This is a genomic window from Ensifer sp. ENS08, from assembly GCF_014852195.1.
GTDB lineage: Bacteria > Pseudomonadota > Alphaproteobacteria > Rhizobiales > Rhizobiaceae > Ensifer > Ensifer adhaerens.
Genome location: NZ_JACVBF010000002.1, coordinates 228,654 through 244,405, shown reverse-complemented (window position 1 = coordinate 244,405; position 15,752 = coordinate 228,654). Strand labels below are relative to the sequence as shown.

Annotated in this window: 12 protein-coding genes and 1 other RNA gene; 7 read left to right on the top strand and 6 right to left on the bottom strand. The window is 64.0% G+C overall.

Annotated elements, in window-relative coordinates; all coding sequences use genetic code 11:
* Positions 1-37: 37 nt before the first annotated feature.
* Together IB272_RS06650 and IB272_RS06645 are read right to left on the bottom strand one after the other, a co-directional pair.
* Positions 38-832, bottom strand: a complete 795-nt coding sequence (locus IB272_RS06650) for a thymidylate synthase (RefSeq protein ID WP_060582716.1) — start codon at positions 830-832, stop codon at positions 38-40.
* A 99-nt stretch (positions 833-931) separates the two neighbouring features.
* Complete coding sequence (locus IB272_RS06645) at positions 932-1,240, bottom strand: DUF2853 family protein (RefSeq protein ID WP_034792600.1); 309 nt, start codon at positions 1,238-1,240, stop codon at positions 932-934.
* A gap of 146 nt (positions 1,241-1,386) precedes the next feature.
* Between IB272_RS06645 and ssrA the strand changes: the two genes are divergently transcribed.
* The 5 genes from ssrA to IB272_RS06620 all read left to right on the top strand — a co-directional run bounded on the left by ssrA (position 1,387) and on the right by IB272_RS06620 (position 4,112).
* Positions 1,387-1,745: a transfer-messenger RNA gene (ssrA, locus tag IB272_RS06640) on the top strand.
* A 138-nt stretch (positions 1,746-1,883) separates the two neighbouring features.
* A complete protein-coding gene (locus IB272_RS06635; RefSeq protein WP_034792598.1) occupies positions 1,884-2,396 on the top strand; it encodes an SspB family protein in 513 nt (170 codons plus the stop codon).
* A gap of 18 nt (positions 2,397-2,414) precedes the next feature.
* Entirely contained in the window at positions 2,415-2,621 is a 207-nt protein-coding gene (locus IB272_RS06630) for a DUF4169 family protein (protein WP_034792596.1), read from the top strand.
* 88 nt (positions 2,622-2,709) lie between these two features.
* Positions 2,710-2,946, top strand: coding sequence for a ribbon-helix-helix domain-containing protein (locus IB272_RS06625; RefSeq protein WP_034792594.1), 237 nt, complete (start codon positions 2,710-2,712; stop codon positions 2,944-2,946).
* A 377-nt stretch (positions 2,947-3,323) separates the two neighbouring features.
* A complete protein-coding gene (locus tag IB272_RS06620; protein WP_113135693.1) occupies positions 3,324-4,112 on the top strand; it encodes a hypothetical protein in 789 nt (262 codons plus the stop codon).
* A gap of 73 nt (positions 4,113-4,185) precedes the next feature.
* Here the strand turns inward: IB272_RS06620 and IB272_RS06615 are convergent, their stop codons facing one another.
* From IB272_RS06615 to IB272_RS06605, 3 genes are all read right to left on the bottom strand, one after another.
* Positions 4,186-5,520 carry a TadE/TadG family type IV pilus assembly protein gene (locus tag IB272_RS06615; RefSeq protein WP_060582715.1) on the bottom strand — a complete coding sequence of 445 codons (1,335 nt, stop codon included), beginning with the start codon at positions 5,518-5,520 and terminating at the stop codon, positions 4,186-4,188.
* A 467-nt stretch (positions 5,521-5,987) separates the two neighbouring features.
* A complete protein-coding gene (locus IB272_RS06610) occupies positions 5,988-9,740 on the bottom strand; it encodes an AsmA-like C-terminal region-containing protein (protein ID WP_192444243.1) in 3,753 nt (1,250 codons plus the stop codon).
* 218 nt (positions 9,741-9,958) lie between these two features.
* A complete protein-coding gene (locus tag IB272_RS06605) occupies positions 9,959-11,365 on the bottom strand; it encodes an FAD-linked oxidase C-terminal domain-containing protein (protein WP_060582714.1) in 1,407 nt (468 codons plus the stop codon).
* Positions 11,366-11,680: 315 nt separating this feature from the next.
* Between IB272_RS06605 and IB272_RS06600 the strand changes: the two genes are divergently transcribed.
* Together IB272_RS06600 and IB272_RS06595 are read left to right on the top strand one after the other, a co-directional pair.
* The gene (locus tag IB272_RS06600) at positions 11,681-11,941 is read left to right on the top strand and encodes a hypothetical protein (RefSeq protein ID WP_348646777.1); all 261 of its coding nucleotides are present in this window, start codon (positions 11,681-11,683) and stop codon (positions 11,939-11,941) included.
* A 191-nt stretch (positions 11,942-12,132) separates the two neighbouring features.
* The gene (locus tag IB272_RS06595) at positions 12,133-12,564 is read left to right on the top strand and encodes a DUF1772 domain-containing protein (protein ID WP_034792578.1); all 432 of its coding nucleotides are present in this window, start codon (positions 12,133-12,135) and stop codon (positions 12,562-12,564) included.
* Positions 12,565-12,591: 27 nt separating this feature from the next.
* Here IB272_RS06595 and IB272_RS06590 read toward each other — a convergent pair whose 3' ends face one another.
* Positions 12,592-15,702: an efflux RND transporter permease subunit gene (locus IB272_RS06590; protein WP_060516170.1), complete on the bottom strand. Its 3,111-nt coding sequence runs from the start codon at positions 15,700-15,702 to the stop codon at positions 12,592-12,594.
* Positions 15,703-15,752 lie beyond the last annotated feature (50 nt).

The following is a 15,752-nucleotide window of genomic DNA, read 5'->3' as shown; positions in this document are numbered from 1 at the left end:
AGAAATGCGGACCGGCCACCCGCAGCCTCAGGATATGTCAGACGGCGATCGGCGCCTTGATGGATGAATCGGCTTCGTAGCCGACGAGCGTAAAGTCTTCGAAACGGAAGGAAAAGAGATCTTTCACGTCTGGATTGATTTCCATCCGCGGCAGCGCCTTCGGCGTGCGGGTGAGCTGCAGCCGGGCCTGCTCAAAATGATTGTGGTAGATGTGCGCGTCGCCAAGCGTGTGCACGAAATCACCCGGCTTCAGGCCCGTCACCTGCGCCACCATCATCGTCAAGAGCGCATAGGAAGCGATGTTGAAGGGCACGCCGAGGAAGATGTCGGCCGAGCGCTGGTAGAGCTGGCAGGAGAGCTTGCCGTCGGAGACGTAGAACTGGAAAAGGCAATGGCAGGGCGGCAGCGCCATTTCGTCGACCAGCGCCGGGTTCCAGGCCGAAACGATGTGCCGGCGCGAATTGGGGTTGGTCTTCAGGCTCTCGACGAGGCCTTCGATCTGGTCGATATGGCGCCCGTCCGGCGCCGGCCAGGAGCGCCACTGGTAGCCATAGACCGGGCCGAGGTCGCCGTTCTCGTCTGCCCATTCGTCCCAGATGGTGACGCCGTTTTCCTTGAGATAGCGGATATTGGTGTCGCCCTTCAAAAACCACAGCAGCTCATGGATGATGGAGCGCAGGTGCAGCTTCTTGGTCGTCAGCACCGGGAAGCCCTCGGAGAGGTCGAAGCGCATCTGGTGGCCGAAGACCGAGCGCGTGCCCGTTCCCGTCCGGTCGCCGCGGTCGGATCCGTTGGTCATCACATGGTCGAGAAGGTCGAGATATTGCTGCATGGTCTGGCGCCGCCGATTCGTACTTTCGCTAAATTTAGGACGAAGCCGGCGGCGAACCAATGACCACGGGACGATTATCCCGGATAATTCGGCGGGGAGCTACAAGGTCTGTAGCTTGCCGAGGTTCTTGGCCACCAGATAATAGAAGGTGACGCGCGATTTCGACCGGTCCGCCGACATCGCCTTGACGGTGGCGTCGATCGCGCTGTCCGCATCGGCGCCGCTGATGCCGAGCTTCTTCTCGCACCATTTCTCCTTGACCCGCTCGAGCTCCTTCGGATCCGACGCCGAAACGAGCGAGGAATCCCGGTTGCGAAGCGCAATGCCAAGGTGACGCACGATCTTGTTCACGATCGCTTCGTCGGCGCCGCTGTCGTATTTCTGCACATCTGCGAGGTAGTCCGTCATGAGGCCTCCAGCTTGCTTTGCTTTTCGAAACTGCGGCCGGAGATTGCCGGCCGCATGGCAGCAGCGGGAGTTTTTCATGGATGCCGGTCAAGTCAAGGCGGTTCGGCACCGGGCAGTCCGGGAGAAAGTCATATATCCGACACATCCCCCTTTTCTTGGGGCCCGGAAAGACCTATATGAACTCTGCCGTCTTCGGGCGGCTATGGCAATAAACGGGCGATGAAATAAACCCATTGGACCCGGGGGCGGTACCCGGCGCCTCCACCAAAAACCGATCAGAATCGATCGGCTTTTGATGGGGGCGAAATAGGATCGACAAGGGCGTAAAGATCGACTTTTTGCTCGGCATTGTACCACCGTTATCGGGCTAAACTTATAGTTGCAAACGACAACTATGCTGAAGCACGTCTCGCTGCTTAATCGCGGTGCGACACTTCAAATCAAGTCCTTCCGGGTAGCACCGTAAGGCGGGGTCCGAAGGCACCTGGCAACAGAAGCCTTCACCTTCTCCCCCGCTTCGAAATGGTCTATAGATGCTTGAATAATTGACTCGTCTGCTTCAGACGGGCAATGAAAAGCCGACGGCTTGACCTCCAAGCCGACAGCAGACAGTAGATTGAGTTCGAGGAAAGACGGGACGCTCATGGGCCAGGACCACATCCGCTACGACATTCTGGCACAGGACGCACTGCGCAGCGTCATCCGAAAGGTCCTGACGGAGGTTGCCACCACCGGTCACTTGCCGGGAGAGCATCACTTCTTCATCACCTTTCTGACCGGCGCGCCGGGCGTGCGCATCTCGCAGCACCTGAAAGCCAAGTATCCCGAACAGATGACCATCGTGGTCCAGCACCAGTTCTGGGAGCTGAAAGTCACCGAAATCGGCTTCGAAATCGGCCTCTCCTTCTCCGACACGCCCGAACGGCTGGTGATCCCGTTCAACGCCATCCGTGGCTTCTACGACCCGTCGGTCAATTTCGAACTGGAGTTCGACGTGGCGGCCGGCGAGGAAGAAGAACAGGAATCGGCGGAGATCACCGCCTATCCCGTTCCGGAAGAAAATGCCGAGACCTCGGCCAAGGACGACAAGCCCACCGAGCCGAAGAATGGCGGCGGCTCCGTCGTCTCGCTCGATTCCTTCCGCAAGAAGAACTGATCCGAGGAGCCGAGGCTCATGACCGGAGACGTCGTCAATCTACGCCAGTTCCGCAAGCGTCGCGAGCGCACGGAAAAGGACAAGCAGGCCGAGCAGAACCGCATCTCCTTCGGCCGCACCAAGGCCGAGAAATCCCTGACGAAAGCGCTGAACGACAAGGCGGAGACCCGCCTTGACCAGGGCCGCATCGAGCGCCCTGCCGAAGGCGACGTCGACAAGGACTGAGCCCGCAAAAGCGATCCCGGAGCAAGGACTTGCGGCAGCTTCCGGACTCGAAATGCCAATTCCTTGAATCAGTCTCTAAGGCCGGGCGATGATCCGTAAGCATTCCGCAACGCTCCACGGCCACCGCACCAGCTTCTCGCTCGAAGACGCCTTCTGGCAGGAGCTGAAGACGATCGCCGAAACGCGGGCGGTGCCGCTTGCCCAGCTGATCGCCGAAATCGACGACCAGCGCACGCCCGATAGCAACCTCTCCTCGGCACTGCGCGTCCATGTGCTCGAATGGCTGAAATCGCAACGCTCGACGCTCTTGCCCGACGAGACCTGAGCTCCCGCCGTCGATGGCCAGCACGGCCAGAACTCGCGGCCAGAATTCGCCCAAGGCCTTTCACATCAAAGGGCTAGTCGCGAGACATTGAGCCCTTGTTCTCACGCGCCGTTGCCGCACGAGCGCTGTACAGTGTCGGGCGACAGGCATTGGCGGATCCAAGGCAACTGTGTGGCCGATGCAACAGCGCGCGGCATTTGGCATGCCCCGCTTCGCCGTTTCGGGCCAAAACAGTTGTATTCGAATAAACTTATATAACAATACCCACATCGGGAGGCGGCGACTTTCCGCTGCCCTTGTGTTCGAGAGTCTGTAGTGCGCAATTCCAGACGGGCCCGTCTCTCGTTTCAGGGATTGTCTCAAGCGGGAGGCGTTTCATGAGTATCCCTACACGACTGGGCCTCACGGCCTGCCTTGGCCTGTTGTTCGCCCTGCCGACCCACGCGGCCGACATCACGCCGCTGATGGCGCCCGCGGCCCCCGTGGAAGAAACCGAGAGCGGCTGGCAATTCACCTTCGCGCCCTATTTCTGGATGGCGGGCCTCTCCGGCGACACAGCGCAATTCGGGCTCCCGACCGTTCACATCGACTCCAGCTTCAGCGACATCTGGAGCAATCTCGACTTCGCCGCCATGGCCACCGTCGAAGCGCGCAAGGACCGCTTCAGCGTCTTTGGTGACTTGATCTATACGAAGCTCTCCGGCGACGGCAAAGCGCGCGGCGTCTTCACCGATACGGTCGATGTGGAATCGGAGACCTTCGCCGGCCTCATCGGCGTCGGTTACACGGTGTTTGAGGATCAGAACTCGCATCTCGACGTGGTCGGCGGCGCCAGGATCTGGTCGGTCAACACCACCATATCCTTTCAGGGCGGCCCGCTCGACGGTATCAGCCGCGATGACCGCAAGACTTGGGTCGACGGCATGGTGGGTGTGCGCGGCAACTACTTCTTCACCCCGGAGATCTACCTGACCGGCTGGGGCCTGGTCGGCGCCGGCGGCGCCGCCATCGACTGGGACGTCGGCCTTGGCCTCGGCTACCGTTTCAACGACACGATCTCGGCGATCGCCGGTTATCGTGCGCTGGGCGTCAACTACGACAATGACGGCTTCATCTTCGACGTGGTCCAGCAAGGTCCAATCCTCGGACTGTCCATCCGCTTCTGAAGGCAAGGCGCGCCTGGACACCGGCAAGCGATCCGCCGCCGGCCCAACGGCCGGTGGCAAGACGCGTCCGTCGTTATCGCACCAGCCGGATCGCGCCGGGGTTGTTGATCGTGGTGTTGGCCAGCACCGCCTTGCAATCCAGCTTGAAGCTGCTGTTGCCGATCATGGTGATTTCCTGGGCGACGATGCGCACGCATTCACCGCCGGTCGATCCGTTGCCAGCATACTGGATCTCGCGCGACGCCGGCATGTAGATGATGCCGGCGAGCGACGAGGCGCTGTTGCCGTTGATGGTGGCGCTGACCGTGTTGTTGCGCCCGGCGACGATCGAGAAGCCGGCCCAGTCGCCGGTCGTCGGCGCGCTGACCTGGAAGGTCGCCCCGCCGTGAATGTCGAGCTGGGCGCCGTTCAGGAGGAAGAAGGTTACCCCTTCGGCGCTCACCACCGACTGGCTGGTGAACTTCAGGCTACCGCCGTCGATGATGTAGTTGCCGGGTCTCAGAAGAACCTTGCCCTTGATTTCGAGATCGCCATAGGTGCCAGGCTTCAGCTCGACGCGGTAGGTGTCGGGCGCGTTGTTCGGCGTCTTGCCGGTGCCGTTGCAGTCGCCGTTGCCGCCACCGCCGCCGACGAAATTCTGCCCGCAGCCAGCAAGGCTCACCCAGCCTGCCGTGGTCGGCATTTTCTTCGACCGGAAGGGGTCGGCAATTGGCGTCACCTCCTCTACCGCCTTGCCGCAGGCAAGCTGCAGGTTGGCGAGCGTCGCGGACACCTTGCCGGCGGCGTAGAGACACTCGGCCTTGAGCGTGGCCGAGCCGCTGAGGTAGATCGACTGCGCGTCGGTCGAGTTCGACGTGATCGTACAGCCGGATGTGTCGACGCTCGCCCCGCCGCTGACCTCGAAGGCCCGGCTCGCCGTCGGGTGCAGCGCCAGAATGCAGGCCTCTCCCCCGGGCATGCGCGCGGCAACACTTTCCCGGTCGATCGTATAGGGCTGCAGCCCGAAGAAGAGCGGATTGTATTTCAACGCATAGGCCGCGGTCGCCGTGGTCTCGACGCCGGCGGCGCCGAAGGCGATCTGCACCGGCGTGGCCGCCACCGCCACACCGCTCTCCGGGCCGAGCTGATCGACGATCTCCGGCTGGCCGAAATTCGCAAAGAAGACGTTGTTGGCGAGATCCCTGGCACTGGCCTCGGTCTCGCCCTCGCCGTAGGATTTGACCGCCGAGAAGGCAGCGGCATCGAGCGCCGTCTGCATCTTCGCGGCCTCGAGATTGATCCGCGCCAGGTTGATGGCGATCGACGCGGCACTCAACAACGGCACCGCTATCAGCGCGGTCAGAACGGTAAAGTTGCCGCGTTCGTCCGCAAATATACGGGCGGCTCTCTTCCTCAAATTGTAGCGCATCTCTGATCGTTGCCCCCTCAGCAGACGGCGACGCGCCGCTCGGGTCAATCCGGAGCGATCGACGTCGTCCTTCCCATGCGCCGATTAAAGACGCGGCCCGCAAGCCGCACCCCCTGCCCCATCCAACGCAACTTGCTAATTTAGCGATCAATAGTGGAGGATGTGCTTCAGAATTCGTTAAAACTCTGCCGATCCCGTTCGCGCGCCACGATGCGCCGGAAACCAAGAGAATGCCCGCCCGATAAAGGCATGTTCAAAATCTGAAGCCAGAGCATGTCGCGCAAAAGCGCGCAGTGGTCTTGGGATAACGGCATGCGAAAAATCAAAAGCGCAGAGAGCGAAGCTGAAAGATCGCGACGCTCTTCAGGGCGCACAAGCCAAGGATGGGATCATGGCCGGATGCGAAATTGGAAGCGCATCCCCGGCCCCGAAAGCCAGGGAGCGTCGTGCTCCGGCATAGTCGCCGGCTACTGTACGGTAACGTCGGGCAGGACGTCGAAGTTGAGCCTCTGTCCGGGAGGGGTGCCGGTGGCACCGTCCGGCACGGTCTGGGGGGTCGGTCCCGTCTGCGGGATCGGCTGGCCCTGTCCGGCGCTGCGCGCTGCCTCTGCCGCCCGACGCGCGGCTTCCGCCTGTCGCTCCGCTTCGGCCTTGCGTTCGGCCTCTGCTCGCGCATCTGCTTCCGCCTTGAGGCGGGCGGCCTCGGCAGCGCCGGCTGCGCGCCGGCGTTCCTCGGCAACGGCGCGTTTGCGCTCCAGTTCCCTTGCCTCCGCCCGCGCCTTGTAAAGCGCAAGTTCGCGGCGCAGACGCTGCTTCTCCAGCACGTTCGCCTGCAGGATCTCGACCCGCCGGCGCTCGCGCTCGAAGGCGCGAAGCGACAGGAAGTTCGCGAGATCGGCAACGTTGAGATCGACGCCCGGTGCTTCCAGCAGGCCGGCATAGCCGATGCGCACACGCGGCTCGGCACCGGCAAGCGCCTCGTCACCCGGCCGGAAGGTCAGATCGATGCCGGCGTCGATCCGGCCCGCCGCAAGGTCCAGCGAAGCCTCGCCGGTCATCGCGGCATTGCCGTCGCCAGCCGTCACGTTCTGCGCCCGGAGCACCCCGCCGGCGATGCTGAAGGGTGCCTTGACGACGCCGACCAGCGATTGACCCGAGAAGATCGTCGCCTCCGCCGCACTTCTGATCGCGTCCGCCGAGATCTGCGTCTTCAGCGCATCGGCTGCCGCGATCAGCTGCGGCAAAGCTGCGCTGTTGATGCCGGCGAGCGTCATGCCGTTGAAGGTTGTGGTACCCGAACCGCTTGCCGAATGCGCCATCGCGTCGGGCGTCGCACCCGATGCCTCAAGTGCTACCGAAAGATCGAAAGTCCCGGTCGCGACCGGCGTGCCCGCATGGGCCCAGCCCGCCTGGGCAAGGTCGCCGCCCTTGACGTCCAGGCGCGAGCGCAGGAAGCCCGAGCCGTTGGCATTGCCGATCTGCACCCGCCCGGCGAGCTTGCCGCCCAGCCAGTCGCCGGCCGCATCGGTCAGCGCGACCTCGTCGCCCTTCCATTCCATCTTGCCGGCAAAGCTCGTGACCGCGCCATAGACGCCCGGCCAGAATTTCTGCGCCTGCACGTCCAGCGCCACGTTGAGCCCGGTCCAGGCAGGCTGCGCCAGAGCCCCCTTCGAGAAGGCCCCGTTCGTATCCTCGATCGGTCCGAGGACGCCCTCGCCGAGCCAGGCGAGATCGAGTGTGTCGAGCGTCAGCTGTCCGCTGGCCGCCCCCGGCGTCTTGCGGTCGATCGTCAGATTGCCGGTAAAGCCGTTGTGGTCGGCCTTGCCCTCGACAGTGGTCAGCGCAATTGTTTCGGGCGTCGTCGCGATATCGGCAGAGACGGTCAGCGGCAGGCCGCTGCCCATCTGCGGCAAGGCCACGCCCTGGAGCAGAAGATAGGGCTCCAGGTCCTGGGTCTGCAGCGTCACCTTGGCCTGACCTTCGAGGAAATGATCGCGGGAAAGATCGACGCTGCCCTTGGCGGCGAGCGACGTCTTCTCGGTCGTAAAGGTCACCGTGCCGTTCGCCGTCGGTCCGTCGGTGCTTTGCAGCTTGACGGAGAGAATGCCGTTGGCATCCGCATCGAAGGGCAAGGGATCGAAACCCGTCTGGCCGAGCAGCAGCCGCGTCTCGGGATTTTCGAGCGTCGCTTCCAAAAGCATGGCCTTGCCGGTCAGCGCCTGCGCCATGTCGGGCGCCTGGTAGCTGGCGGCGATCTTGGTACCGTTCGCGGTCCCGAAGATGCCGAAGGTCGCGGGCGCGTTGCCTTCCTTGTTGCCGGCCGTCAGCGTCACGTCGAAGGCCGTGTCGCTGTAATAGGGACCGGCCTTGATCAACTGCCGGAGCGCTGGATGATTGACCGCGTGGCGGCCGATCATTTCCAGGAACGGCGTCAGGTTCTTGGCGGCAAGCTTCATCTTGGCCGAGACGACGGGCTTTTCGAGGTCGCCGCTGGCCCGGCCGGAAAAGGCGAGCTGTGCGCCGGCGAGCGAGCCGATCGCCACGCGTTCGGCCTGGAGCTGGCCGTTCTTCAGTGTCAGCACCGCCTGCACGTCCTGCGCTTGCTCGCCGAAGGCGGAAAACTCGTCAGCCGAAAGATCGGCGGCAATCGCGTGCTGCAGCAAGGTGTCGGTGGAAGCGTCGCCCGCCACCAGCCCGGTCAGCGCCTGCAAGGCTTCGAAGTCGATGCGATTACCCTTCAGCTGCAGCGAAAGGTTCGGCTGCTGGTCGGCGAAGGACTGTCGCTCCAGCCGCCCCTTGAGGCTCGCCTCGTCGGCCGCCACTTCGAGGTTCTCGAACTGCTGCAATGTATCGGTGAGGTTCACCTTGGCGGAAAAGCCGGCGGTCCTCAGCTTGCGGATCGCCGGATCGACCGAGCCCGCCAGCCAGTTGGCAAGGCCGGAAGGCTGGTTGGAGGCCAGCAGAAGGTCGCCGCGGAAAGTGCGCTGTCCCTTGAGGTTCAGCCGCCCCTTGGCTTCGAGCTGCGTGCGCCCCGGCAGCAGCGCCACGACATTGTCGATCACCCAGCCGGCGCCATCGGGCTGTACGTCGATCCGCACGTCGCGGACCGTCGTATCGCCGACGACGATCGCCGGCAGCTTCAGGCTGGCGCGGCCGGGCACCTGCGGGATGGGAATTTCGGCGGCGATCGCCAGCATGGCTTCGAGCCGCTGGCGCATCGAGATCGCCGGATCGCGGCCGGTCTTGTTGTTGCGGCTCGGGCCGATGCGGCTGACGTCGATCTGCTGGCCGTCGGCGATCAGCAGGAACTTCTGGTCCTTGCCGGTATCGAGCGTTGCCTCGCCGGTGACCACATAGGGATCATCCGACGGGCCGATTTCGAAGCGATATTCCGGGACGCGGATGCTCTCGTTGGTCAGCTGGAAGTTGCCGTTGATGCGCAGCGGCGCCCGCCCATCCGCATCCTTCGTCTCGGCCTGCGGGCGGTTCTCCGTCAGCGTGAAGCGGCCGCTATAGACCGGCCTGAAATCGACGATGCGCAGCGAACCGTCGGTCTCGACGCCGAAGGGACGCTTGTCGGGCGTTACCCGCGCCTTCAGGCTGAGCGTACCCGCCTCGTCCACTTCGTTGCTGGTAAAGGAGAAACTGCCGGCTTCGCCATCGAGCGCGGCGCGCCCCTCAACCTTCCAGGGCCCGGCGAGCGTGCGGGCCGAAATGTCTGCGGCAAGGCCGCTCACGCGGCGGGTGCGGCCGGTCTGTTCGTCGACGAATTCGACCTGGCCATTGGTGATCTCGACATTTTCAAGCGCGACGGTCTTGGCCGGGATCGAGGCCCGGCGGCCCCTCGCCCAGTCGAGCGTACCGTCGGGCAACAGGCGCACTTTGGCCCGCGGACGATCGAGCTTCATGTCGAAGATCAATGCCTCGCCGCTCAGGAACGGCGCAAGCTCGGCGCTCATCGAGAACTGCGCCACCTGGATCAGCGGGTCGCCGTCCTCGGCGGCGCCGACGCGCACGTCGTTGAGCGTCACGGTTGGGAATGGGATCAGCCGCGCATCGACGCTGCCATGCACGACGACGGGCTTGCCCATGATGCGGCTTGCCTCGCGCTCGAACTCCTTGCGGAAACCCGTCCAGTCGATGAACCACGGGGCGATCAGCGCCGCAAAGAGCGCAACGACCACAAGTCCGCCGACGGCAAGAAGAATTCGCGAAAGCACCGTGCCTATATTCCCATTCCGTTCATCGGCGCATCCGCGCCGCAAATCGATTTAAGCGCCAGAAACCGGCGCCCGGCTGCAGCGCCGCTGATGGCGCCGTAGCATCCTTGATTTGCCGCATAATTCCCTAGGGGTCGATTCCGACTTTGAGAATTATGCAGTATCACACTTTGTCGCCGGCGCATTGTCCCAAAAAACGGCCCGTCGCGCGTCTCACCTCAAGCGAAAATCTTGCCCGGGTTGAAGATATTGTCCAGATCAAGCGAGTGCTTGATCTGGCGCATCAGATCGAGCGCGTCGCCGAGTTCGGCCTCAAGGAACGGCATCTTGCCCTGGCCGATGCCGTGCTCGCCGGTGCAGGTGCCGTCCATGGCGAGCGCCCGCGCGTTCAGCCGCTCGACAAAGGCCTCGGCCCGCGCCACGTCCGCCGGATCCTTGTCGTCAAACAGCAAGCCGACATGAAAGTTTCCGTCGCCGGCATGGCCGACGATCGGCGCCGTCAGCCCGTGGGCGGCGCTATCTTCCTGCGTTGCCGCCACGCATTCCGCCAGCCGCGAGATCGGGACGCAGACATCGGTCGACAGGATCGCCGCGCCCGGGATCAGGCTTTTTTGCGCCCAATAGGCATTGTGCCGCGCCTTCCAGAGCCGCGCCCGCTCCTCCGGATTGGTGGTCCAGAGGAAGTCGCTGGCGCCGAACTCCGAAGCGATCTCGCCAAACTGGCGCGCCTGTAATTCGACACTCTCGGGGCTGCCGTGGAATTCGACGAAGAGCGTCGGCGTCTCCTGATAGGAAAGGCCGGAATAGCCGTTGCAGGCCTTCATCTGCAGCGCATCGAGCAGTTCGATGCGCGCGACCGGAATGCCCGACTGGATGGTGAGGATCACCGCGTTGCAGGCGTCCTCGATCGTCGGGAACGGGCAGACGCCGCCGGAAATGACCTCCGGAATACCCTGCAGCCTGAGCGTGATCGAGGTGATGATGCCGAGCGTGCCTTCGGCGCCGACGAAAAGCCGCGTCAGGTCGTAGCCGGCAGAGGACTTGCGCGCCCGATGCGCCGTGCGGATCTCGCGCCCGTCAGCGGTCACCACCGTCAGCGCCAGCACATTGTCTTTCATCGTGCCGTAGCGCACCGCATTGGTGCCCGACGCCCGCGTCGAGGCCATGCCGCCGATCGAGGCGTTGGCGCCGGGATCGATCGGGAAGAACAGGCCGGTGTCGCGCAGGTAGGTGTTGAGCTCCTCGCGGGTGATGCCCGGCTCGACGCGGCAGTCGAGGTCCTCGGCATTGACCTCGAGCACCTTGTTCATACGCGAGAGATCGACCGAGATGCCGCCATGGGGGGCGTTGATATGCCCTTCGAGCGAGGAGCCGGTGCCGAACGGGATCAGCGGCACCTTGTGTCGCGCAGCGATCTGGACGATCGCGCGCACGTCCCCGGCGCTTTCCGCAAATAGCACGCCGTCGGGAAGCTGTGCCGGAATATAGGTGGTGGTGTGGGCATGCTGGGCGCGGATCGCCTCGCCCGTCTGGAACCGGTCGCCGAAGCGGGCGGAAAGGTCCGCCTTCGCCGCCGCAATCCCCGCCTCGTTTCTCGCGCCAGCCCTGATCGCCTTCAATGCCACGGAAAACGCCCTTCCTCTTGCATTCGCCACGCTGCCTTTTCGATGTTCGGGAAGCGCAGTCATTTCAAGGCGCTACTGTGCAAATCGGAATCACTTTGTCCAGACGCTCGCGCACTTCCCGGTCACAGTAGCGCAGGAAAACGCCTGACGTGAGACCGGAGTGTCACAAGACTGTATGACAGCGTGGAAAACACCAACGCTGAAAAGCCGACACGATATGTCCCCGTTTGCCGAAATGTCATCTCCACACCGCGCCGCGCGGTGATCCGTTCGGGAAGTCCTTGCGTATAAAGGCCGAGCGGAAGGACGTGTGACGTGCTTGGAGAGATCGGCAGAAAGCGACTGATGATGCGGTTGCCGCACCTGAGAGGCAGCATCGCGTCGGCATCGTCAGATTGCATGATTGAGCTGTTCTGCAGTTATGAACTCGCGGTCAACATGCGGGACGCACTCGTGTTGGGCGGCGGCCGCCCGGATCTCGTTGACGAGTACCGGCAGATCTGCCTCGAACTCGAAGAAGAGGTGGAGGTCGTGCTCTGCGCGACGGCGCTGGCCGTGCGGCGTGACGGCACATAGGGCGGGCGGGCCCGTAGACAGAGGGCCTTGCAAACGGGCAAGCCGCGTCGCACCACATTTGCTGCTGGCAAAAGTCACGCCTCAGACCGACCGAACTCCGGTACTGCTACGTATGAGAGCGAAACGGCAGAAAACACCTGCCGTTTCGTGAGCCTTGGATTATGATGGAGGCGTGAAGGAAGGAGAGGCAAATGCTGGGTCTAACCGCTTTGCTCACCGCGTCGGTTTTCTTCGGCGCCGCCATCTACATCACCTGGGCAGAACAGCCCGCACGGCTGCATCTCGACGATCGCGCCGCACTCGTGCAGTGGGTGCCGTCCTATCGGCGCGGCTTCGAGATGCAGGCGACGCTCGCGCTCGTCTCGGGCCTGTTCGGCGCCGGTGCCTGGGGACAGACCGGCCATGTGCTGTGGGGGCTGGGGGCCGCGATCATCATCCTGAACTGGCCCTATACGCTGCTCTTCGTGATGCCGGTCAATCGCCAGCTGGAGGCAGTCCGGCCGGACGACGCCGGCCCGGAAAGCCGAGATCTCCTCGGTCTCTGGGGCAGGCTTCACGCCGGGCGCAGCGCGCTCGGCGGGCTGGCGGCAGCGATCTTTCTCGTTGCCGCCGGGCTAGAATAATAAGCCGTCGCGCGACGGCCGTTCCGGCTAGCGCACCTCCAGCGCTGCCGCCGCATCCATTTCCTCGTGCAGCTTGCGCTCCTCGTCCGCATGCGGCTTGGTGAAGCGCGCGATCACCAGATAGGCGACCGGCGTCAGGTAGAGGGTGACGATCACCGCAAGACCGAGACCGCCGACGAGCACCCAGCCCAGCGCGATGCGCGCCTCGGCGCCCGCGCCGCTGGCAAGCACCAGCGGCACCGCGCCGACGATGGTGGCGATCATCGTCATCATGACAGGGCGCAGGCGGATGTTGGCGGCATTCTCGATCGCCGAGCGCACGTCCTGGCCGCGGTCGCGCAGCTGGTTGGCGAATTCGACGATCAGGATGCCGTTCTTCGCCATGATGCCGACAAGCATCACGAGGCCGATCTGGCTGTAGATGTTGAGCGTGTTGCCGGTCATGATCATCGCAAAGACCGCGCAGGCAAGCCCCAGCGGCACCGTCGACATGATGATCAGGCCGCTGACGAAGCTTTCGAACTGGGCCGCCAGCACCAGGAAGATGATAACGAGCGCAAAGCCGAAGGTGACGAAGAGGCCGTTGGCGTTTTCGTTGAGCGTTGCGGCTTCGGCAAGCGGCATGATGCGCGAGCCCGGCGGCAGAAGCGGCTCTGCCATCTGCTCCACCATGGTCAGTGCCTCGCCGAGCGCGAGGTCGGACTTGAGGCCGGCCGAAAGCGAAACGGCGCGAAGTTGCGATTCCCGCGACAGCTGCGGCGCCACCGCCATCTCCTCGACGCTGGCGATCGTCGACATCGGCACGATCTTGCCGTCACCGGCCTTGAGGAAAATGTTCTGCAAATCGGTCGGGTCGTTGACCGGGTTGGTCGAGGACAGAAGCTTCACCGGATAGGATTCGCCGTCGACATAGACGTCGACGACGCTGTTGCCGTCGAGCATGGCCTGCAGCGCCCAGGCAAGGCCGCCGATATCGACGCCCATGTCGGAGGCGCGCTCGCGGTCGATGGTGATCGAAAGCTGCGCCTGGTTGGCCTCGTAGTTGAGGCGGACGTTTTCGAAGCGGCCGGTGTCTTCCATCTGGCGCACCAGCTTTGCCGCGGCATCACCGAGCTTGTTGTAGTCGTTGCCGACGAGCGCCACCTGCAGGCCGCTGCCGGCGCCGCGAATGCCGAGACTGTTCGGTTGCATCGCAAAGACGCGAACCGAGGGGATGCGCCCGGTCACCTTGTTGATGTCGGTGACGATCTCCTGCTGGGTGCGGTCACGCTTGTCCCAGGGAGCGAGCGTCAGCACCATGAAGCCGCTGTTGACCGAACCGCCCTGCCCGGAGATCGAGAAGATGTTGTCGATCTCGCCGGATTTCACCAACGGCTGCAAACCGTCCTCGATGCGGCGCATCTGGGCCTGGGCGTATTCGAGCGAAACGCCCTGCGGCGCGTTGATGCGCATCATGATCTGCGAGCGGTCTTCCGTCGGCGTCAGCTCCGATTTCAGCGTCAGGAAGCCGGCAGCCCCCATGGCGGTGAAGAAGCCCGCGACGACGAAGACGATCAGCGGCGAGTTGAGGCAGGCGCGCAGCGTCACCCGGTAGAACCCGGCCGCCCGCGCACCGAACCGCGCCATCGGCCCCGGCACCGTATGCGTATCCTTCGTCAGCATGCGCGAGGCGAGCATCGGGCAAAGCGTCAGCGACACGAAGGAGGACAGGAGGATCGCGAAGGCAAGCACGAAGCCGAACTCGCGGAAGAGACCGCCGGTCTGGCCCGGAAGGAACGAGAGCGGCACGAAGACGGCGGCAAGCGTCGCGGTCGTCGCCAACACCGCGAAGAACACTTCGAGCGTGCCGTGAACGGCCGCCGCGCGCGGTCCAAGCCCCTCGGCGCGCCTTCGCACGATGTTTTCGAGCACCACGATGGCGTCGTCGACGACAAGCCCGGTCGCAAGCACGATCGCGAGCAGCGTCAGGATGTTGATCGAGAAGCCCGCGAGATAGATCGCCGCCACCGTGCCGATCAGCGCGATCGGCATCGAGATCGTCGGGATCAGCGTCGCCCGCCAGTCGAGCAGGAACATGTAGATGACCAGCGTCACAATGAAGACCGCAACGATCAGCGCGATTTCCACCTCGTGGATAGCGCCGTTGATGAAGACGGCGTCATCGCTGGTAATGCGGAGCTGCGTGCCCTCGGGCAGGATCTGCGTCTGGATCGTCTCGACGACCTTGCGCACGCCCTCGGAGATATCGACGGTGTTGGACTGCGCCTGGCGCACGATGCCAAGGCCGATGCCCTGGCGGCCGTTGGAGCGCAGCGCCGTCGTGCCGGTGTCGGGACCGAGCGTGACGGTCGCCACGTCGCGCAGGCGCACATTGTTGACGAGGATCAGGTTTTCGAACTGCTCCGGCGTCTGCAGGTCGGCCGTGGCGCGCACCGAAATGTCCTGGCTGGCGCTCGTCAGCTTGCCGGCCGGCACGTCGTAGGAGGCGTTGGCAAGCGCGGTCCTGAGGTTGGCGACCGTTACCCCGCGCCCGGCGAGCTTCGCCTGGTCGAGGTCGATGCGGAAGATCTTCTCCTGGTCGCCATAGACGGCAACGTCGGCCACGCCTTCAACGGCGGCGAGCCGGTCGCTGATCTCGTTTTCGACGAGCAGCGTCATGTCTTCCATCGACATCGTATCGGAGGTCAGCGCCAGCCGCATGATCGGCTGGCTGTCGGCATCGGCTTTCACGATGCTCGGCTCGTCGACATTGTCGGGAAGCTGGTTGCGCACCCGGCCGAGCGCGTCGCGAATGTCGTTGGAGGCCTGGCCGATATCGGTCGTGTCGGAGAACTGCAGCGTGACGCGGCTGCGGCCGAAGGACGAGGTCGAGGAAATGTCGCGAATGCCCTGCACGCGCGACACGGCCCCTTCGACCACCGAGGTCACCTCGCGGTCCATGGTCTCGGGTGCGGCGCCATCAAGCGTCGTCGTCACCGAAATCACCGGCTGGTCGACCTGCGGCAGCTCGCGGATCTCGATGCCGTTCCAGGCCGCAAGGCCGGCAACGACGATCAGCGTGTTGACCACCAGCGCGAAGATCGGCCGGCGGATGAAGAGTGCGGTAAAGCCGGTCTTGCCGCGTTCGCGGGCCGACATCTGGCCGCCGGCGCTGCCTTGGCCGGCACCATGGCCGCTTGCCTGACTGT